The sequence below is a fragment of the Parasphingorhabdus flavimaris genome (assembly GCF_013371215.1).
Taxonomy (GTDB): domain Bacteria; phylum Pseudomonadota; class Alphaproteobacteria; order Sphingomonadales; family Sphingomonadaceae; genus Parasphingorhabdus; species Parasphingorhabdus flavimaris.
This window is the reverse complement of the sequence record NZ_JABWMH010000002.1, coordinates 714,921-733,233: the sequence shown is the minus strand read 5'-3', so window position 1 is coordinate 733,233 and position 18,313 is coordinate 714,921. Positions and strand designations below refer to the sequence as shown.

The 18,313-nt window shown below is 58.0% G+C and carries 14 protein-coding genes; 3 read left to right on the top strand and 11 right to left on the bottom strand.

Annotation, left to right across the window (positions count from 1 at the left end; translation table 11 throughout):
• Window positions 1-51: 51 nt before the first annotated feature.
• Genes HUO14_RS08175 through HUO14_RS08165 form a run of 3 tightly spaced genes read right to left on the bottom strand, consistent with a single transcriptional unit; the run spans window position 52 to window position 3,751 of the window.
• Complete coding sequence (locus HUO14_RS08175) at window positions 52-2,259, bottom strand: xanthine dehydrogenase family protein molybdopterin-binding subunit (RefSeq protein ID WP_176279355.1); 2,208 nt, start codon at window positions 2,257-2,259, stop codon at window positions 52-54.
• Complete coding sequence (locus HUO14_RS08170; RefSeq protein WP_176279354.1) at window positions 2,256-3,245, bottom strand: FAD binding domain-containing protein; 990 nt, start codon at window positions 3,243-3,245, stop codon at window positions 2,256-2,258. The genes HUO14_RS08175 and HUO14_RS08170 overlap by 4 nt, the downstream gene beginning before the upstream one ends.
• Complete coding sequence (locus tag HUO14_RS08165; protein WP_176279353.1) at window positions 3,242-3,751, bottom strand: 2Fe-2S iron-sulfur cluster-binding protein; 510 nt, start codon at window positions 3,749-3,751, stop codon at window positions 3,242-3,244. The genes HUO14_RS08170 and HUO14_RS08165 overlap by 4 nt, the downstream gene beginning before the upstream one ends.
• A gap of 310 nt (window positions 3,752-4,061) precedes the next feature.
• Between HUO14_RS08165 and HUO14_RS08160 the strand changes: the two genes are divergently transcribed.
• Both HUO14_RS08160 and HUO14_RS08155 read left to right on the top strand, forming a co-directional pair.
• On the top strand, window positions 4,062-6,254 hold the full coding sequence (locus HUO14_RS08160; RefSeq protein WP_176279352.1) for a catalase: 2,193 nt from the start codon (window positions 4,062-4,064) through the stop codon (window positions 6,252-6,254).
• 186 nt (window positions 6,255-6,440) lie between these two features.
• Entirely contained in the window at window positions 6,441-8,030 is a 1,590-nt protein-coding gene (locus tag HUO14_RS08155) for an FAD/NAD(P)-binding protein (protein ID WP_176279351.1), read from the top strand.
• Window positions 8,031-8,132: 102 nt separating this feature from the next.
• Here the strand turns inward: HUO14_RS08155 and HUO14_RS08150 are convergent, their stop codons facing one another.
• Complete coding sequence (locus tag HUO14_RS08150) at window positions 8,133-8,630, bottom strand: lactoylglutathione lyase family protein (protein WP_176279350.1); 498 nt, start codon at window positions 8,628-8,630, stop codon at window positions 8,133-8,135.
• A gap of 102 nt (window positions 8,631-8,732) precedes the next feature.
• Here HUO14_RS08150 and HUO14_RS08145 point away from each other — a divergent pair, with 102 nt between their 5' ends.
• On the top strand, window positions 8,733-9,629 hold the full coding sequence (locus HUO14_RS08145) for a LysR family transcriptional regulator (RefSeq protein WP_176279349.1): 897 nt from the start codon (window positions 8,733-8,735) through the stop codon (window positions 9,627-9,629).
• A 28-nt stretch (window positions 9,630-9,657) separates the two neighbouring features.
• Here HUO14_RS08145 and HUO14_RS08140 read toward each other — a convergent pair whose 3' ends face one another.
• The 7 genes from HUO14_RS08140 to tdh all read right to left on the bottom strand — a co-directional run bounded on the left by HUO14_RS08140 (window position 9,658) and on the right by tdh (window position 18,206).
• Window positions 9,658-11,070, bottom strand: a complete 1,413-nt coding sequence (locus HUO14_RS08140; RefSeq protein WP_176279348.1) for a dihydrolipoyl dehydrogenase — start codon at window positions 11,068-11,070, stop codon at window positions 9,658-9,660.
• A 1-nt stretch (window position 11,071) separates the two neighbouring features.
• Window positions 11,072-12,451 (bottom strand): NAD-dependent succinate-semialdehyde dehydrogenase, encoded by a 1,380-nt coding sequence (locus HUO14_RS08135; protein ID WP_176279347.1) that lies wholly within the window; start codon window positions 12,449-12,451, stop codon window positions 11,072-11,074.
• A gap of 50 nt (window positions 12,452-12,501) precedes the next feature.
• The gene (locus HUO14_RS08130) at window positions 12,502-13,263 is read right to left on the bottom strand and encodes a hypothetical protein (protein WP_176279346.1); all 762 of its coding nucleotides are present in this window, start codon (window positions 13,261-13,263) and stop codon (window positions 12,502-12,504) included.
• A 219-nt stretch (window positions 13,264-13,482) separates the two neighbouring features.
• A complete protein-coding gene (locus HUO14_RS08125; protein WP_176279345.1) occupies window positions 13,483-14,721 on the bottom strand; it encodes an MFS transporter in 1,239 nt (412 codons plus the stop codon).
• Between the two features lie 142 nt (window positions 14,722-14,863).
• A complete protein-coding gene (locus HUO14_RS08120) occupies window positions 14,864-15,652 on the bottom strand; it encodes an SDR family oxidoreductase (protein WP_176279344.1) in 789 nt (262 codons plus the stop codon).
• A 334-nt stretch (window positions 15,653-15,986) separates the two neighbouring features.
• Window positions 15,987-17,174: a glycine C-acetyltransferase gene (locus HUO14_RS08115; protein ID WP_176279343.1), complete on the bottom strand. Its 1,188-nt coding sequence runs from the start codon at window positions 17,172-17,174 to the stop codon at window positions 15,987-15,989.
• A 3-nt stretch (window positions 17,175-17,177) separates the two neighbouring features.
• Window positions 17,178-18,206, bottom strand: a complete 1,029-nt coding sequence (gene tdh, locus HUO14_RS08110) for an L-threonine 3-dehydrogenase (protein ID WP_176279342.1) — start codon at window positions 18,204-18,206, stop codon at window positions 17,178-17,180.
• Between the last annotated feature and the right edge of the window lie 107 nt (window positions 18,207-18,313).

Genomic DNA, 18,313 nt, shown 5'->3' with positions numbered 1-18,313 from the left:
GCGGACGAGGGACAGATGTGCATTTCTATGTCCAGCTGCCCCCGCCAAGGGTCACTGCTCCGGCAACCTTGCCAACAGCTTGTCCAGCGTGGCCGGATAATCGCGAACACGAATTCCCGTCGCATTATATATCGCGTTGGTGACCGCAGCAGCAGCACCGCATATCCCCAGCTCGCCTATGCCTTTCGCCTGAATGGGGCTGGCCAGTGCGTCCCGTTCCTCGAGCAGGACAACCTCGATTTGCGGGACATCCAGATTGACCGGAACATGATATTCCGCCAGATCGTGATTGACAATATGGCCGTCGCGGTCGTCGAAAACCAGCTCTTCGGTCAGGGCACTGCCAATGCCCCAGATCATGCCACCATAGCATTGCGATGTTGCAGTCTTCTCGTTCAGGATCCGGCCCGCCCCGAATACGCCCAGCATCCTTTTGACCCGGGTCTCGCCGGTTACTGCGTTTACCGCGACCTCGGCGAAATATGAGCCGTATGTCGCCTGTTGCCATTCCTCCAGCGTCTTGCCGGGTTCGATATGACCAATTGCCGAAATATCCTGCCCGTCCAATATGTCGGCAAAAGATCGCATGCTCTCACCGGTCCCTGCCCTGCCATTTGCCAGTGCAAGATCAGTCTCCTCGCTGCCAATCTGTTCGGCGAGTTTTTTACGGATTTCCTCGCATGCGAGAAACACGGCCGAACCTGCAGAAGACGCTCCCCATGATCCCCCCGAGCCCGGCCCTGCCGGAAAATCGGTGTCACCCAGTTTTGTTTCGACCTTGCTTGCCGGCAGGCCCAGCATGTCGCCGGCAATCTGGGTCAATATCGCATAGGTTCCGGTACCGATGTCGGTCATGTCGGTTTCAACCACCGCGGTTCCGTCTGCACACAACGTCACCCTGGCCTTCGCTTCCGAGAGGATATTGACTCTCGCCGCGCCGGCCATCCCATGGCCGACCAGCCAGTCTCCTTCACGCAACGATCCGGGCGTCTTGTTGCGCTTGTGCCATTCAAAGAGTTTCGCGCCCTCGTCGAGCGCCTCGATGAACCGGCGGGACGAGTAGGGAATATCCTGCTCCGGATGGCGGTCCGGTACATTTCGCCGTCTGAGTTCAACCGGGTCAATGCCCGCTTCCTCGGCCAGTTCATCCATGGCATTTTCCAGAACCTGCATGCCGACTGCCTCGCCGGGTGCCCGTACCGAGCCACCGCAGGTACGGTTGATCCGCGCGACTTGGATGCCGAGCTTGCGGTTTTTGCCGCCGTACATGAAATGGGTCGCCTGGGTGACTGGCTCGTAAAATTCTTCCTCCGGCAAATTGGACACCAGACATTCGTGGCCAAGACCGGTCAGAACACCGTCTGTTCCGCAGGCCAGCCGGACATGCTGCCGCGTCTCGGATCGGCGCATGGTGGTTTCGAAAACCTGTGGCCGCGACAAGGCAACACAGACCGGTTGACCGATTTCCTTAGCCGCGAGCGCAGCGGAGACGGCTTCCGGCGAGATGCCCAGTTTGGAACCAAAGCCGCCGCCGACAAAGGGTGACAACATCCGGATATTTTCCGGCACGATATGTAGCGCATCGGCCAGTTCGTTGATGTTGAAGTTGAGCATCTGATAGCTGCCGCGCAAGGTCAGCTTGTCGCCGTCCCAGCTGGCAATGGCGCAATGCGGCTCCATTGCTGCGCTATTGTGGCCTGGGGTGCGATAGACCTGGTCCACGGTAAAGGGGGCATCGGCCATCGCCTTGTCGAGATCGCCCTGATCAAGCTGATCGTCCTCCGGCTTGTCGGTGGGTGTGTCTTCGGCCTCCGGGTCGAACGCGGCATTGGCCATCGGTTCATAGCTGATCTTCAGAATATTGGCAGCGTGGCGCGCCTGTTCGAATGTATCCGCGACCACCAGCGCGATCGGTTGACCGAAATAGTCGACCTGCCTTGATCCTTGCGGCGGCGCTTCATCGGCACCGCCTTGCGCAGGCCGTCTCAGCAAACGGTCATCGGTGATAACCGCGCGGACACCGTCTTTGCCGATTAGGGGAATGCTCGCCACATCGGTGACGCGGCCTTTGGAGATGGTTGCCCGAGCCAGCACGCCAAATAGCATGCCGGGTACATCCCATTCGTGCGCGTAGGTTGCTTGTCCGGAAACCTTGAGCGGTCCGTCCGGACGATCCATCGGCGAGCCGACCAGACCCTGTACCATATCGTCGAGCCGGTTGCGCGAATCCGCCTTATCCATTTTGTGATGCGCGGTCATGCGGCTGCTCCTTTTTCAGTGGCTTCTTGCAAGACGGAGATCATCACGCGTCTGGTCAGCGGGATTTTGAAATCGTTGCTGCCATGGCCCTGCGCCTCTGCGAGCAATTGGTCCGCTGCCCTGCCGAATAATTGTGCCGAGGGTTTCTCTCCGACCAACAGCGCCTCTACGGTTTCGTCCCGCCATGGCTTATGTGCCAGCCCGCCGAATGCAAGCGCAGCGGCGGCGATGGTCTCGCGATCCATCTGGACAACGGCCGCGACCGAGCAGAGCGCGAAGGCGTAGGATGCGCGGTCGCGGACCTTCCGGTAAATCTGTTTTCCCTCGACCGGGCGGGGCAGGATCACGGCGGTAATCAAATCGCCGTTCTCGAGGATATTGTCCCGTTCGGGATTGTCGCCCGGCAGGCAATGAAAATCCTGGATCGGAATCTGCCTGATCGCGCCATCGACATTTTCGATTTCGACCCGAGCGTCGAGCGCGGTCATCGCCACCGCCATATCCCCGGGATAGGTGGCAATACAGGCCTCGCTCGCGCCGAGGATCGCGTGGATTCGGTTAAAGCCCGCCAGTGCCTGGCAGCCGGACCCCGGCTCGCGCTTGTTGCACGGCATGGCCGTATCGTAGAAATAATAGCAGCGGGTGCGCTGGCACAAATTGCCACCGGTCGTCGCCTTGTTGCGCAGCTGACCGCTGGCGCCAGCCAGAATTGCGCGCGACAACAAGGGATAATCACGCCGGATACGCTGATCGGCGGCGCAGTCGCTGTTGGTTACCAGCGCACCGATCCGCAAACCTCCGTCGTCGGTATCGGCGAGTTCGGAAAGGTCCAGCCGATTGATGTCGACCAGCTTGTCGGGAGCCATCACCTCGAGTTTCATGAGATCGAGCAAATTGGTTCCGCCCGCGATATAAAGGGCATTGTCCGCCGCCTCCGCTCTGGCTCCGTCGCGGTCGCTTGCTCTGGCATAGGCAAAGGGCTTCATGATTTTTCTCCGGCAACCTGACGGATGGCGTTGACGATGTTCGGATAAGCGGCGCAGCGACAGAGGTTCCCGCTCATCCGCTCGGAAATTTCTTCATCGCTCAGCCTATCGGGTCCTTCCAGATCATCCGACACGAAACTCGGCCAGCCCGCCTTTGCCTCTTCTATCATCGCCGTCGCCGAGCATATCTGCCCGGGGGTGCAATATCCGCACTGGAAGCCGTCGTGAGCGACGAATGCCGATTGCAACTGCGACAGATTGCCCGGTTCGCCCAGTCCTTCGATCGTTGTGATCTCGTCACCGTCATGCATGCAGGCGAGCGTGAGGCAGCTGTTTATCCGGCGGCCCTCGACGATCACGGTGCAAGCGCCGCATTGTCCATGGTCACAACCCTTTTTGGTTCCGGTAAGTCCCAAATGGTTGCGGAGCGCATCCAGCAAGGTCACTCTGCTGTCGGCTTCCAGTCTGTGGCTTTTGCCATTCACGCTCAATTCTGTGATTTCCATTCTGACGCTGTCCTTCCATGCCGGGCAATATGATAGCCGCGGATCAGCCAGTTCTGGCGATCACTGGCCCGATATTGTGATTTGAGATCGCTGGTACATCACCACTTTACGCCCGGCCGCCCCGATCGTTCCGCAAAAGCCGATATTTATGAAAGCACCATTTACGGTGGTCCGAAAACGCGGGTCGGGCCAATGTCTAAGGGATAGACCGGTCGTAAAATTCCGGACGATTTTTTGGGAACGGAATTCGACGAGGCTCGTTTCGGTTCTGCAACGCGATGATCCGCAACCCAGTCTGAGGAGAGATAACATGACCACGAGCAAATCCCCGTCCAAGTCGAAGCAGCAATCAGATTCAAGCAGTCCGGCGCTCGATAATGCGCTCCATGAAATCCAGCCCGGAAGCGGTCGTGTCGACCACGCAGAAGAACAGCGGGATAATGGCGGCGAAACCCATCAGCAGATCAAGCCGGGTGCCGACCATGGCGACGGCACTGCCCATCTGACCGACAATTTTGGCCATCGTATTTCCGATAACCAGAACAGTCTCAAGGCCGGTGCGCGAGGCCCCAGTCTGCTGGAAGATTTTGTACTGCGCGAGAAAATATTCCATTTTGACCATGAACGCATCCCCGAACGTATCGTGCATGCGCGCGGCTCGGGAGCGCATGGTGTATTTGAGGTAACAGAAGCAATCCCCGAGCTGACCAAGGCCGAACTGTTCCAGAAGAAAGGCAATAGCTGCCCGCTGTTTGTGCGCTTTTCCACCGTTGCCGGATCGAAGGGTTCCAAGGACACGCCTCGCGACGTTCGCGGCTTTGCCGTCAAATTCTATACCGAAACCGGGAACTGGGACCTGGTCGGCAACAATATGGCGCCCTTCTTCATTCAGGACGCGATCAAGTTTCCGGATCTGATCCATTCGGTAAAGCCCGAAGCCGACCGGGGATATCCTCAGGCTGCATCTGCGCATGATACATTCTGGGATTTCATCAGCCTGATGCCGGAAAGCATGCACATGATCATGTGGGCCATGTCCGACCGCGCCTTGCCCAGAAGCTTGCGGATGATGGAAGGCTTCGGCGTCCATACATTCCGTTTTGTGAATGCCGAGGGGAAAGGCACTTTTGTCAAGTTCCACTGGAAGCCGAAGCTTGGAATGCAATCCACGACCTGGGACGAGGCGGTCAAGATTTCGGGCGCCGATCCCGACTATCATCGTCGTGATCTGCACGATGCAATCGACGCTGGCGATTTTCCCGAATGGGAACTGGGTATCCAGACATTTGACGAGCAATGGGCGGCCAAGCAGCCATATGATGTGCTCGACGCCACCAAGCTGATACCGGAAGAAGAAATTCCGGTCCGCATTATCGGCAAGATGACGCTTAACCGGAACCCCGACAATTTTTTTGCCGAAACCGAGCAGGCGGCCTTTCTGCCGACGAACGTCATTCCCGGCATCGACTTCTCGAACGATCCGCTGCTGCAAGGCCGTCTGTTCAGCTATCTCGACACGCAAAAATCGCGACTTGGGACGACGAACTTTCACCAGATTCCGATCAACGCACCAAAATGCCCGATGCACAATTTCCAGCGCGACGGGCTGATGCAGACGATGGTTCCGACCGGGCGCGCCAATTATGAACCGAACAGTCTCGCCGAAGCGGACGAGGACGGTGGTCCGCGCGAATGTCCGGAAACCGGTTTCAGCACGTTCGAAGAAAATGCCGAACGCAACGACCCGACCGAGAAAGTCCGTGCCCGCGGAGAGCTGTTCGCCGACCATTTCAGTCAGGCGCGGATGTTCTACCTTTCCCAGACCGACAACGAGCAAGCGCATATTGCCTCCGCAATCGTCTTTGAATTGTCGAAAGTCACCCTGCCCCACGTCCGTGAGCGGGTGGTTGCCCAGCTAAGGAATATCGATGCGGACCTCGCCAAACGGATCGCCGACGGATTGGCAATCGATCTGCCCGAAGCAGCCAAGCCAGCCCGCAAACCGGTAGACCTCGGGCAATCGGACGCGCTCTCGATACAGAAGAATGTCAAGGATATTCTGGAGGGCCGCCAGGTCGGCATTCTGTTCGCCGAGGGCTCCGACAGAAAGACTATCGACGCGCTGAAAAAGTCAATCGAGGCCAAGGGCGGCACCGCAATGTTGATCGCACCCAAGATCGGAGGGATCAAGCTGGACGGTGGCACCTTGGAAGCGGACGGCCAGCTGGCGGGAACGCCGTCAGTGCTGCTAGATGCCGTCGCTCTGGTCCTCACCAGGGAAGCGGCCGAAAAACTGACCACCGATAGCGCCGCCGTCGACTTTGTCTGCGATGCCTGGGCCCATCTGAAGGCGATCGGTCATGATGATGGTGCTCGGCACTTGCTCGATCATTGCCACGTTCCGGTCGAGGCCGGTGGCGTGTCGGAGGCCGACGGTTCGTTTGTCGACAATGCCGCCTTGCGTTTCTTCGATCGTGAACCGGATGTTCGCGACCTTGCGTAAGAGAATATAGCCAGCTGCTGGCCGGACGATCGCGAGCCCCCTCATCGTCAGGTGCGAGTGACGGTCCGCTCGCGTGGTTTCGGCCAGCAATTGGTATACTGCCTATTCTATCGTTTGGCGGAGCGCCGTCCGTTTTGGGCAGCGCTACAAAGGTCGGCGTGTCTTGGTCCTGAAGGGATTACATCGGTGCGAAAAATCGGAATCGTGGGCAGCGGCCCGACGGCAATCTATTTACTCAAGCATCTTTCTTCCAGCGATGATCCGCTTGCCATTACATTCTTCGAAGCGTCACCTCGCGCGGGAACGGGAATGCCTTACGACCCTGCTCTGAATGCCGATTACATGCTTTGCAACGCCTTTAGCCGCGAAATCCCGGCTCCGGTGCGACCGCTGGTCGACTGGCTCAGAGAGCAGCCCGCCCGCGAACTTGGTGAATGGGAATTATCGGCGCATGACCTTACCGCTCGCGCCTTTTATCCGCGCGTCCTGATCGGCGAGTATCTCCATTCCCAATTTTCCGAATTGTGCGAAAACGCTCGCGATATCGGGCACGAAATCGATATTCTTACGAAATGCCGCGTGACTGACATTGAAGCGGCAAATGACATGCGCTCGACCGTGCGATATGAGTGCGGACAGTCCATCAAGACGTTGCAGTTCGACGCAGTCGTGATTGCTTCGGGTCACAGCTGGCCCGACGTTCCCGAAATTGACGGCGTGAAACTGGTTTCGCCCTGGCCCAATACAAATATCACCGGGCTGGAACAGAATGATATTGGCGTGCTGGGCTCGTCGCTGTCAGCGATAGACATTGTAATCACCCTTGGTCACGCCCGCGGTGAATTCCAGGAGAGCGGGGGGCGTATCAGCTGGTTGGCGGCCGATACGGATAACGCGTTGCGGATTACCATGGTGTCGAAAATGGGAATCATGCCAGAGGGCGACTTCTATTACCCTTTTCCCTACGAGCCGCTCACCTGTCTGACGCGGGATGCGATGGATTTCGAGATTGATCAGGGATCTGACGGTTTGCTCGATCGTATATTCCAGCTTCTGTGTGACGAACTGGATGTGGCCGACCCCGACTATCTCGATCGGCTACCCGAGACCGCGAGGACCCTGGAAGGGTTCGGGCCTGCCTATTTTTCCGATCGACGCGAGGTCGGCGGATTGCGCGCGGTGAAACGAGATTTGCTTGAATCGCGGGAGACTATGCGTTGCAAGGAGACAATCCCGCATCGCTATGCCCTGCTCCGTGCGCACGTAGCGATCGATCATATATTACGGCAACTGTCCGAGGAGGATTATTGGCGTTTCCTCGATCATCTCATGCCGGTGTTTGCCGACTGCTATGCCGCCGTGCCACATCTTTCTCTCGCTCGCGTTACCGCGCTCTTTGATGCAGGCGTGCTTGCGCTTGTTGCGACTGAGGAAGAAGCCGAATTTGGGCTATCGGACGATGGCATAATCGAGATTGATAGTGAGGATGGTACCATCCGTTTTGATGTCATGCTTGATGCCCGGGGCCAGTCTCCGTCAAGTCCGGCCGATTTGCCATTTCCGTCGCTGGTAAAGGCTTTGCGCGATCCTGAGGAGCCGGTGTTGCGGCCCTTCATTCTGGATCTGGCGAAAGCAGACGCCAGTCCGATTTATTGTTTGGCCCTGCCCCAGCTTCTTGAACGCTATCCGTTCTCGCAAGGTTTGGTGGAATGTTCGAAAAATGCCCGACATGTGGCTGACGATATATTGCGCAAATGGAGCAAACAGGGTTCCTGAGAATGAGCACAGATCTTACCGGAAGCCGTATTTTGACCGGTTTATCAAGGATTGCGCGGCCATGGCTCTGACCAAGACCGCGCACCCTGTCGAAATGTCTTTCTAAGAATAGGCACCTTCGGAATAGGTCAGTTCATAGCTGTGGCTGTAAATTTCGAACACGATCCCGAACGGGTCTTCGACGTAGCACATGCGATATGGCTTCTTGCCCGGAAAATATTCGCGGACAGGCATGCGTTGCCTTCCTCCGGCGGCGACGATTTTTTCGATCAGGCCTTCCACGTCGGGATCCTGGATGCAGAAATGGAAGGTTCCGTGGCGCTTGTGGTCAAGATTCTGGTCCGGCGCGTGATTGTCCGGAAATTCGAATATCTCGATGCCGACACGGTCGGCGGTCGCGAGATGGGCGATACGCAAGCTGCCCCATCCCGGGCCGAAAACGTCGGTACACATGATCCCGACAGCACTGTCGTCTTCGGTGATTTCGGTCGGTTTCATGATCGTATAGAGCCCGAGTATTTCGGTGTAGAATTTGACGGCGGCATCAAGGTCCGGGACCGATAGGCCGATATGCGAAAAAGCGCGTGGTGTTGGCAGCATGGGTGAGTTCCTTTTATTTCCTGTACTGTTAGAGATAAGCGAACGCCTTCATCATGTGAAATAATCGTTTGCTTATTTAATCATTACAGATAGTAATATCCAATGTTGAACGCCCAATGGTTGGAAACCTTCGTCACTCTCTGCGAAACCGGTCATTTTACCAGGGCGGCGGAGCAGTTGAATATGACCCAGCCCGGCGTTTCGCAGCATTTGCAAAAGCTGGAAGCCCAGATCGGTCAGTCGCTGATTTCGCGCCAGGGAAAAAGATTCAGCCCCACCCCGGCGGGCGAAGCGGTACTGGCGGTCGGGCGCGCGAGACGCGCCGAAGAGCAGAGCCTGCTCGAGACGGTGCTGAGCGACGACCCCGCGACCGGTGAGGTCACCATCGCCTGTTCCGGCAGTTTCGCGATGCTGATATTTCCGCATCTCCTTTCGGCGATGCAACACTCGCCGAAACTGACGATCAGGCTGGAGGCCGCGCCGCAGGACAAGGTGCTGAACGGCGTTTTGAAGGGACAATTTGATCTGGGCGTTGCGGACCATGATCCGCGCCATCCCAGGCTCGATGCCATGCATCTGGCACAGGAGGAACTATGTCTCGTTGTGCCACTCGATGCGATCGAGCCTCCGATCAGCTTTCAGGCGCTCGAACAGCTCGGCTTCGTCGCCCATCCTGACGGATTTGCCTATGCGGACAGTCTGTTCGCGCTGAATTTCCCGGAAGAGTTCCGGGGGTCGGACCGTCTCCGCATCCGCAGTTTCGTGAACCAGATCAGCCAGATCCCTGCACCCGTCGCGGAAGGTGTCGGATATACCCTGCTGCCGCGCAGCGGCGTGAACAGCTACCCGGCGAAGGACAGGCTTCAGGTCGCGCCACTCCCCAAAAGGCTCCGCCATGATTTGTGGATGGTCTCGCGACGCGGCAGAAAAATGCCCGCGCGGGTCGAGTGGATTGGACAGCTTATCGCATCGGTCTCGAACAGTCTGGACGCAGAATGAGGGATGACGGCGCGGTCAGGCGCGGCATCTATGTCCCGGCGGGTTCACCCCGGTCCTGGTCTTGCGGTAATTCTATCGGAGTAGCCGCACAAATGGTTCGCAATGCCTGTTTCAACCCTTCTTCCAGTGTTGGATGATAATAAGGCATTTCGAGGAATTGGGTGGCGGTCTGGCCTTGCTGGATGGCCCATGTCAGCATGTGCGCCAGATGTTCGCTACCGGGCGTGAAGAGATCGGCACCGATCAACCGACCGTCGGGTGCGGCGGCATAGAGGGTCAGGACGCCCTGGTTAATTCCCTCGACCCGAGCGCGACCCTGGTCGCTGAAATCGGCGGTGCCGGTTACCAGCCCGTCCTCTTCGGATTTGCCGATCCGTGCGACCGGTGGGCTGGTGAAGGTGATGCTGAAAGGTGTGAACCGATCGGTCTTTATAGTGACCGGACAGGCAACGGCGTTGCGCCCCGCAATGGCCCCGCCATGCGATGCCTCGTGGAGCAGCGGCATGTCATTGGCGACATCGCCGGCAAGAAAGATCGCGCTTTCTCCGCAGCGCATCGTTTCCCTGTCGTGCCGGGGTACGCCCTGGTCATCCAGCTCCAGGCCCGCTGCACGCAGATCGAGGCTTTCCAGATTCGGCGGTCGTCCGGTGGCAACCAGAATATAATCGAAATCCGCTTCACCCGACGACCGGCCGCTCCACGCCAGGCCAACGCTTTCCGCTTTGCCGTCGGCCTCCACATCTACACCCAGATGGAGATCCATATCCGCTTCGATCTCGGATCGCAGCGCGGCATGAACGCGGTCGCAGCGAATTCCGCCGAGCCGAGCGCCACGGTCGAAAAGGGACACCTTGACGCCGAGCCTTGCCATGGCCTGAGCCAGTTCGAGCCCGATCGGTCCCGATCCGATGACCGCCAGCCGAGCGGGCAATTCCTCCAGCTCGAATATATTGTCATTGGTGAGCAGCCGGTCGCCGAGATTGGAATATCCATCCGGAATCGATGGAGCCGATCCGGTGGCAATTACGATAGCCCGCGCGTCAATCGTCCGGCCATCGTCCAGTTCGAGCCGATCGGGTGCGGTAAATCTCGCCCGCCCTATCAGACGGACATGCTCGGGTATATCCGCGATCGATTCGCGGGTCAGCCGGGCAAAGCGGTCGCGTTCGTCGCGGACCCGCTGCATCACCGCCGCGCCATCGACCCTGACCTTGCCAACTTCGATACCGAACATGGCAGTCGACCTTGCGGCATGGGCGGCGTGAGAAGCCGCGATCAGCAGCTTGGATGGCATGCAGCCCACGTTGGCGCAGGTCGTTCCGTTATATTCCGGATCGATCAGCAGGGTGCGGGCACCGTTGGACCGCGCCGCACGTTCGGCCGCGAGGCCGGCGGTGCCGGCACCAATCACCGCCACATCACATGTCAGGGTCCCGGTCATATCAGTCCGCAATCGTGATTGCCTTGACGTTGACAAACTCCTTCAGGCCGACCTCGCCATGTTCGCGACCATAGCCCGAATTCTTGACGCCGCCGAAGGGCATGTCCGGCGATGCAATGCTGTAAGTATTGATATTGACCATGCCGGTGTCAAAATGGGTCGACGCCATCCTGACCGCGCGATCGACATCCTTGCTGAATATCCCGCCGCCGAGGCCATAGCGGCTGTCATTGGCAATGCGCATCGCATCTTCGTCATCCCTGGCCTTGATAATCGAGGCAACAGGACCGAATATCTCGTCATCATAGGCTGGCTGGCCAGGGGCCACATCAACCAGCGCTGTGGCCGGATAGAACCAGCCGGCCTGATCGGGGATCTCCCCGCCGGCCACGATCTTTGCGCCATTGGCCACGCTTTCCTCGACCTGCTTGTGGACCTGGTCCCGCTGGCTGCGCGATACCAATGGACCAAGTCCGGATTCTTCCTTGTTGGGATCTCCCATCGTGACGGCTTTGAACGCATCAGCATAGCCTTTCACAAACGCATCGTAATTTTTCTCGGTGACAATGAAACGCTTGGCATTGACGCAGGTCTGGCCGTTGTTGAACAGCCGGCCCTGAACGCATGTCTTGATCGCGAGATCGAGATCGGCGTCATCAAAAATCATATAGGCATCGTTCGAGCCCAGCTCCATCACGGTCTTTTTCGCAACCGCTGCAGCCTTCTGCGCAACGGTACGCCCGGCCTTGTCGCTGCCCGTCAGGGTGACACCGCGCACCAGGTCATGTTCAATGATGGCATCGGACTGGTCATGGCTGATCAACAGCACGCCGAACAAGCCTTTCGGCAGTCCTGCCCGTTCGTAAATGTCGCGCAGCATCAGCCCGCTGCCGGTGCAATTTTCCGAATGTTTCAGCAACACGCCATTGCCGACCATCAGGCTGGAAATGGAATAGCGAACCGCCTGGTAGCAGGGGAAGTTCCAAGGCTGGATGCCGTAGATCACGCCCATCGGGGAATAGGTTACCAGCCCGCGGCCGCTGGGGACATCATGCTGTTCATCGGCCAGCATTTCGGGTCCGTTTTTGGCGGTATAATCGCAAATGCTAGCGCAAAGCTCGATCTCGGCGCGGGAGTCGCTGATCAGCTTGCCGACCTCATCGGTCATCAGCTGGGCAAATTCCTCTTTCGAATTGCGCAGTTCCTTCGCGATCGACGCGATCACGCCGGCCCGCTCTTCAGGGCTCTTCAGACGCCATTCGAGAAACGCGGCATGACTGGTCTCGACCACGTCCATCGCCTCTGCGTCCGACATCATCGGATAGGATTTCAGCAGCTGTTCGGTAAGCGGGTTGGTGGTCTGGATAGACGGATTGCTCATATTTATTTCCTTGATCTGATGGATTTGCCGAAGCGTCCGGAACCGAGCGGTCAGCCGTATTTGCTACGATGTTTGTCGAGAGTGGGGGCAGCTGCATCGAGGGCTTCTCGGATCGCCTCTGGAAAGTTCTGGCCGGACATGTCGAGAATGCCGTTATGGGCGGCGCATATCATTGACGTGTCGGCCCATTCACTGGCCAGCTGATTTGCCCAACGGACATAATCGTCCGCTGCGCCCGAGCGTTTTTCGAGTCCGTCGGCCAGCTTCGGATGGAAACGCAGTTGCGGACCCGGAATCAGTTTTTGTGCCAGCGCAGGCAGGTCGATATACATCAATGTGTCGTCGGCATGGACGATGCGACTGGCGCGATGGCGAAGCAGGACCGAGCTGACGTGGACGGCCTCGTCATCGGAAATGAAGTCGACACCCGAGGGGATCGAGAAATCGAACAGGTCGGCAAACTCCTGTTGCGTCGCCGCATCTTCGATCAGTGCCGTGTCCCAGTGGAGATCAGGCTTCTGCTCATGATGGCGACGCGTGCCGATCAAACGGGCGTTCGGCGCCAGCTTCTCCGCAAAGCCGCAGTGGATGGTGTGAAAGGGATGAACATTCAACACCGCCTCGATCATCGAACCGCCCTCGGTCAGGGTCATCAGCGCGTCAAGGTCCTGCTTGGCGGGTTCATAGGAGTCGAGAAGGATAAACTTGCCACCCGGCCGGCGGACCACAGACATGTGGGTGCCGATGTTGATGACATGCGCGATCTTGAAATCACCGCGTATGTTCCAGAAGTCTTGGCTTAATTGTTTCATCGCGGTGGCCCTTGAGAATTGAACGTTCGTGACCAGACAAAGCATGAGCAGCGATATCGTTCCAATCGCGTGTGATGACGTGCGAGGGCCGTCCGTTGCCGAAAGCGAATCCTGCTGTTCGGACGGGAGAAACGGGAATGCCCGGGCGGGCTTACAAAAAAGGGCGGTCAGTCAAAAAATAGCCGGGAAAGAGGCGACAAGCATGTCGCCCAATCGGGCTCAAACCTGATTCTGCCGGTCGGCAAGCACTTCCGTTTCCGGCGTCATATTGCGTGCCAATGGAGCGCTCTGAAAACTCGCCTTGTCATCTGCAGCGACCTGGGCCCGCTGCCCTATTCGCCAAAGCGAGAAGATGGCCATCAACAGATGCGCGCCGAAAATGGTGCCGAACAGCCCCATTGGCCCGAATAGCATGATAGCGAGACCGCCGATGAACGGGCCGATGATCGATCCCAGACCGAACAACATCAACAGCCCACCGGAGGTGCGGATATATTGGCCCGGAGCGGCGTGATCGCTGGCATGCGCGACGACGATCGGATACATCGCGAAAATCGCCGCGCCGAGTGCAGAGCCGATCAGGATATTTGCCAATGCTGTCTCGGGCCGCATGAAAAGAAAGCTGCTGGTCGCAGCGAGGGCAATAATGGCCAGAAACACGAGGACTTTGCGACGATCGAAACGATCCGACGCCCTCCCCACCGGGATTTGTGCAGCAGCACCAGCGAGGATTGGCAAGCTGCTGAAAAGCACGATGGTTGTCAGGTCGAGACCGATTCTATCGGCGTAAACCGGCGCCAGGGCTCCAAATGTGCCATTGGCAATACCGATCATCAGCACCGCAAATACCGCGACGGGGGAATTGCGCCATAGCTGCGGAATGTTGAGCTTGACCTCGAACAGTGGCGCGGGCGCGCGGTTGGAACTGATCGCCGTCGGGATCAGGGCCAGACAATAGAAGATGGCGGCCAGCATGAAGAACCAGGGCGTGGAAACATCCGCGCCGATCAGGATCAACTGCCCGCCGGTCGAACCCACCAGATTGATCATCGTATAGGTTCCGAAAACCTGACCCCGGATCGAGGAATCGACCTCTTCGTTGAGCCAGCTTTCGACGATCATCGCCGCCCCTGCGAAACAGAAACCCGAAACCGCTCTCAACGGGATCCAGAACCATGGATTGGGGAACATTGACGACAACAAGATGACGATCGCGGCTGTAGCGGCGAGGGTTCCGAATACCCGGATATGGCCGACTCCGGCCACCAGTAGCGGCGTATAGATGCATCCCAGCACATATCCCGCCGCCCAGCCGGTGCCCAGCAACCCCAGCGAAAAGGCGCTAAAGCCCTCGTTTAACCCGCGTATCGGGAGAATCAGGCCGTTTATGCCGCCTGCGATCAGTAGAAACAGGGAACCGAGCAGCAGGGCGCTGAGAGGGATGAGGCGGGCTGTCATGATGGTTTGTTCACTGCTCGTTATTCTTCACACTGTTCAGCGGGGGCTCAGCCAGATCTTTGGGGCTAACACGGTAATTCGGCCGATGATCCCGGTCGCCCCGCTATTGCTCTCGACAAGCCGGGGCGACCGGATACAATGCCTAGACGACCATATATCCGCCGTCGACCGTGATTATTCCACCGGTCATGAAGGCACCTGCATTGCTTGCCAGCAGCAGAGCCGGCCCCATTATATCTTCATCCGATCCCCAGCGATGCAAGGGTATCATCTTGATTTCCCGTTCATATTGCTCCCTGTCCTGTTCGACGGTGCTGGTCATCTTCGAATGAAAGCGGCCAGGTGCAATGGCATTCACGCGAATATGATCGTCGGCCAGCAGGTTGGCGAGATTGCGCGTGAGTTGATGGATCGCGGTTTTGGAAACGCTGTAGCTCAAGCCGCCGCCGGCATTTCCCAGCATCCCCGCAATCGACCCGATGTTGATGACGGAAGCGGTATTCTCGGCGCTCCCCCCTGCCCTGAGCAGTGGCAATAATTGCTGGGTGAGGAAGAAAGGTGTTTTCACATTCAGGTCCATGACCTTGTCCCAGCCCTTTTCGGGAAACTCGTCAATCGACGCGACCCAGGCTGCACCAGCGTTGTTGACCAGGACATCGACATGGCTCTCCCGGCTCGCAATTTCATCGACAAATGCCTTGATGTCATCGGCGCTACTCATGTCGCCCGGCAGCCCGATACATTCGCCGCTTTCGGTCAGGGCTGACAGTTCCTCTGCCGTCTGGGCGCATTCGTGAGGCTTGCGGGCGGTGACATAGACCCGCTTCGCGCCCGCGTTGAGAAATGCGGTAGCCATGGCCTTGCCCAGTCCTCGCGAGCCCCCCGTGATCACGCAGATTTTGTCGAGCATGGAAAACAAGGGGTTGGACATGGATTTTTTCCTCGAGTTGAGACTGGGTGGGAAGAGTTGTCGGCGAAAGCCGATCAGAAGGCTATCATAAAGCAGACCGAGGATGACAGGCAATGACGCTGATGGCCATGCCAAATTGAAATAATGTCAAAATTGGAATGATGATGGTCGGGGCAAGCCATTGAAGAACGTCCGGGAGACATAAATCCTGGTAGGGTCGTTGCCTGCTTGGCATCTCGACGGCAAATGACATTGACGTCATGTCCTGGCGCAGAAACATAATCGATGACTAGCCGGTTGGCCGCTGGCAAGCCTGCCCACTCCGAATTGCGACGGACGCGCCGATGGAGGCAAATTACAGCCCGAGCCGGGCCTTCACCACAGCGAAGGCTTCGATTGCCCGGTCAATTTCCTCGATGCTCAGGCCGGCTGACATCTGGGTTCTGATCCGTGCCTTGCCCTTGCCAACCACCGGATAGGAAAAGGCGACGACATAGACGCCTTCTTTGAGCATTTCATCGGCAAATGTTTTTGCCGTCTTGGCGTCATACAGCATCACCGGCACAATCGCATGCTCGCCCGGCAGAAGGTCAAAGCCGAGTTTTGTCATCGCATCGCGGAAATAGGCGGTTTTCTGGTTGAGGTCCTTGATACGTTCCGGCGCCCCCTCGATAGCGTCGAGCGCCGCAATGGCGCCACTGACCACCGGGGGCGCGACCGTATTGGAGAACAGATAGGGCCGCGACCGCTGGCGCAGCAATTCGACAATTTCGCGCTTGGCACTGGTATAGCCACCACTCGCGCCGCCCAGCGCCTTGCCGAGCGTGCCGGTGGTAATATCCACCCGGTCGATACAGTCGCGAAATTCGTGCGTGCCGCGTCCCGTTGCGCCAACAAAGCCGGTGGCGTGGCAATCGTCGAAATGGACGAGCGCCTCATATTGCTCCGCGAGATCGCAGATCTTGTCGAGCTGCGCGATCGTGCCGTCCATCGAGAATACCCCGTCGGTGGTGATCAGCTTGAAACGCGCGCCCTGTTCGTCTGCTGCGCGAAGCTGTGCCTCGAGATCGGCCATGTCGTTATTTTTGTAGCGGAACCGCCTGGCCTTGCTGAGCCGAATGCCGTCGATGATGCTGGCGTGGTTCAGTTCGTCAGAAATCACCGCGTCTTCGGGGCCGAGTAGCGTCTCGAAAAGACCGCCATTGGCATCAAAACAAGACGGGTAGAGGATGGTGTCCTCCATCCCGACAAAGGCGGACAGCCGGTCCTCGAGCTGCTTGTGCTGGCTCTGGGTTCCGCAAATGAAACGAACCGAAGCCATGCCAAAGCCCCAGTCATCGAGCCCCTTTTTGGCAGCGGCATTGACCCCTGCATCCTGAGCCAGGCCTAGATAATTATTGGCGCAAAGATTGATCACCTTGCGACCCTTCAAATCTACCGAGGCTCCCTGGGGAGAGGTGATCAGGCGCTCGTCCTTATACAGGCTATCGGCCTTGATCTGGTCGAGTTCGCCTTGCAGATGCTGCTGAAAATTTCCGTACATAGCTCAATCTTCCCAGTTCAATACGACTTTGCAAGCGTCGCCCGCCAGCATTGCCTGAAAGCCCGTTTCAAAATCCGTGTAGGGCAAGCGGTGTGTGATGAGTGGTGAAATGTCGAGGCCGGATTCGATGAACACGGACATCTTGTACCAGGTCTCGAATATCTCGCGTCCGTAGACGCCCTTGAGCGTCAGCATGTTGAAAATCACCTTGTGCCAGTCGATCGCCATACCCGCCTCCGGCAGACCAAGAATGGCGACCTTGCCGCCGTGACACATATTGTCGATCAGCGATGCAAAGCCCGCTTCGTTGCCCGACATCTCGAGGCCGATATCAAAACCTTCGCTCATCCCCAGTTCTTTCTGAACGTCTTCGATCGTTTCCCGGGACACGTTGACGGCCCGGGTAACGCCGAGCTTGCGCGCCATGTCCAGGCGATTGTCGTTGATGTCGGTGATCACGACATGCCGCGCGCCGGCATGGCGGCAGACGGCAGCGGCCATCATGCCGATCGGTCCCGCCCCGGCAACCAGAACATCTTCGCCCAGCACGTCAAATTGAAGCGCGGTGTGCACTGCATTGCCGAACGGGTCGAACAGCGAGGCTACGTCGAGGTCAATCCCGTCGTTATGCAACCACAAATTCGCGGAGGGCAGCGACAGATATTCGGCAAAGGCACCCGGACGGTTGACGCCGATGCCATCGGCATGCGCGCACATATGGCGACGGCCTGCCATGCAATTGCGGCAGCGGCCGCAAACCACATGGCCTTCGCCGGAGACAATCTGCCCCAGTTCATAGCCGCGGACATTGTCGCCGATCTTGACGATCTCGCCGACAAATTCATGGCCCACCGTCATCGGGACCGGGATGGTCTTTTGCGCCCAGTCGTCCCATTTATAAATATGCATGTCGGTGCCGCAGATCGCGGTTCGCTTTACCTTTATCAGGACATCGTTGATTCCGGTCTCCGGCTCCGGAACATCGCGCAGCCACAGGCCGGGTTCCGATTTTGCTTTCACCAATGCCTTCACTTCAATCTCCTAAATCATGCAGCGGAAACACCAGACCGAAGCGACCGGTCAAAGACCGGTTGCCGAAAGGCCGCGTCGTCCGTTCGGGGACCGTCACCAGCTTGCCC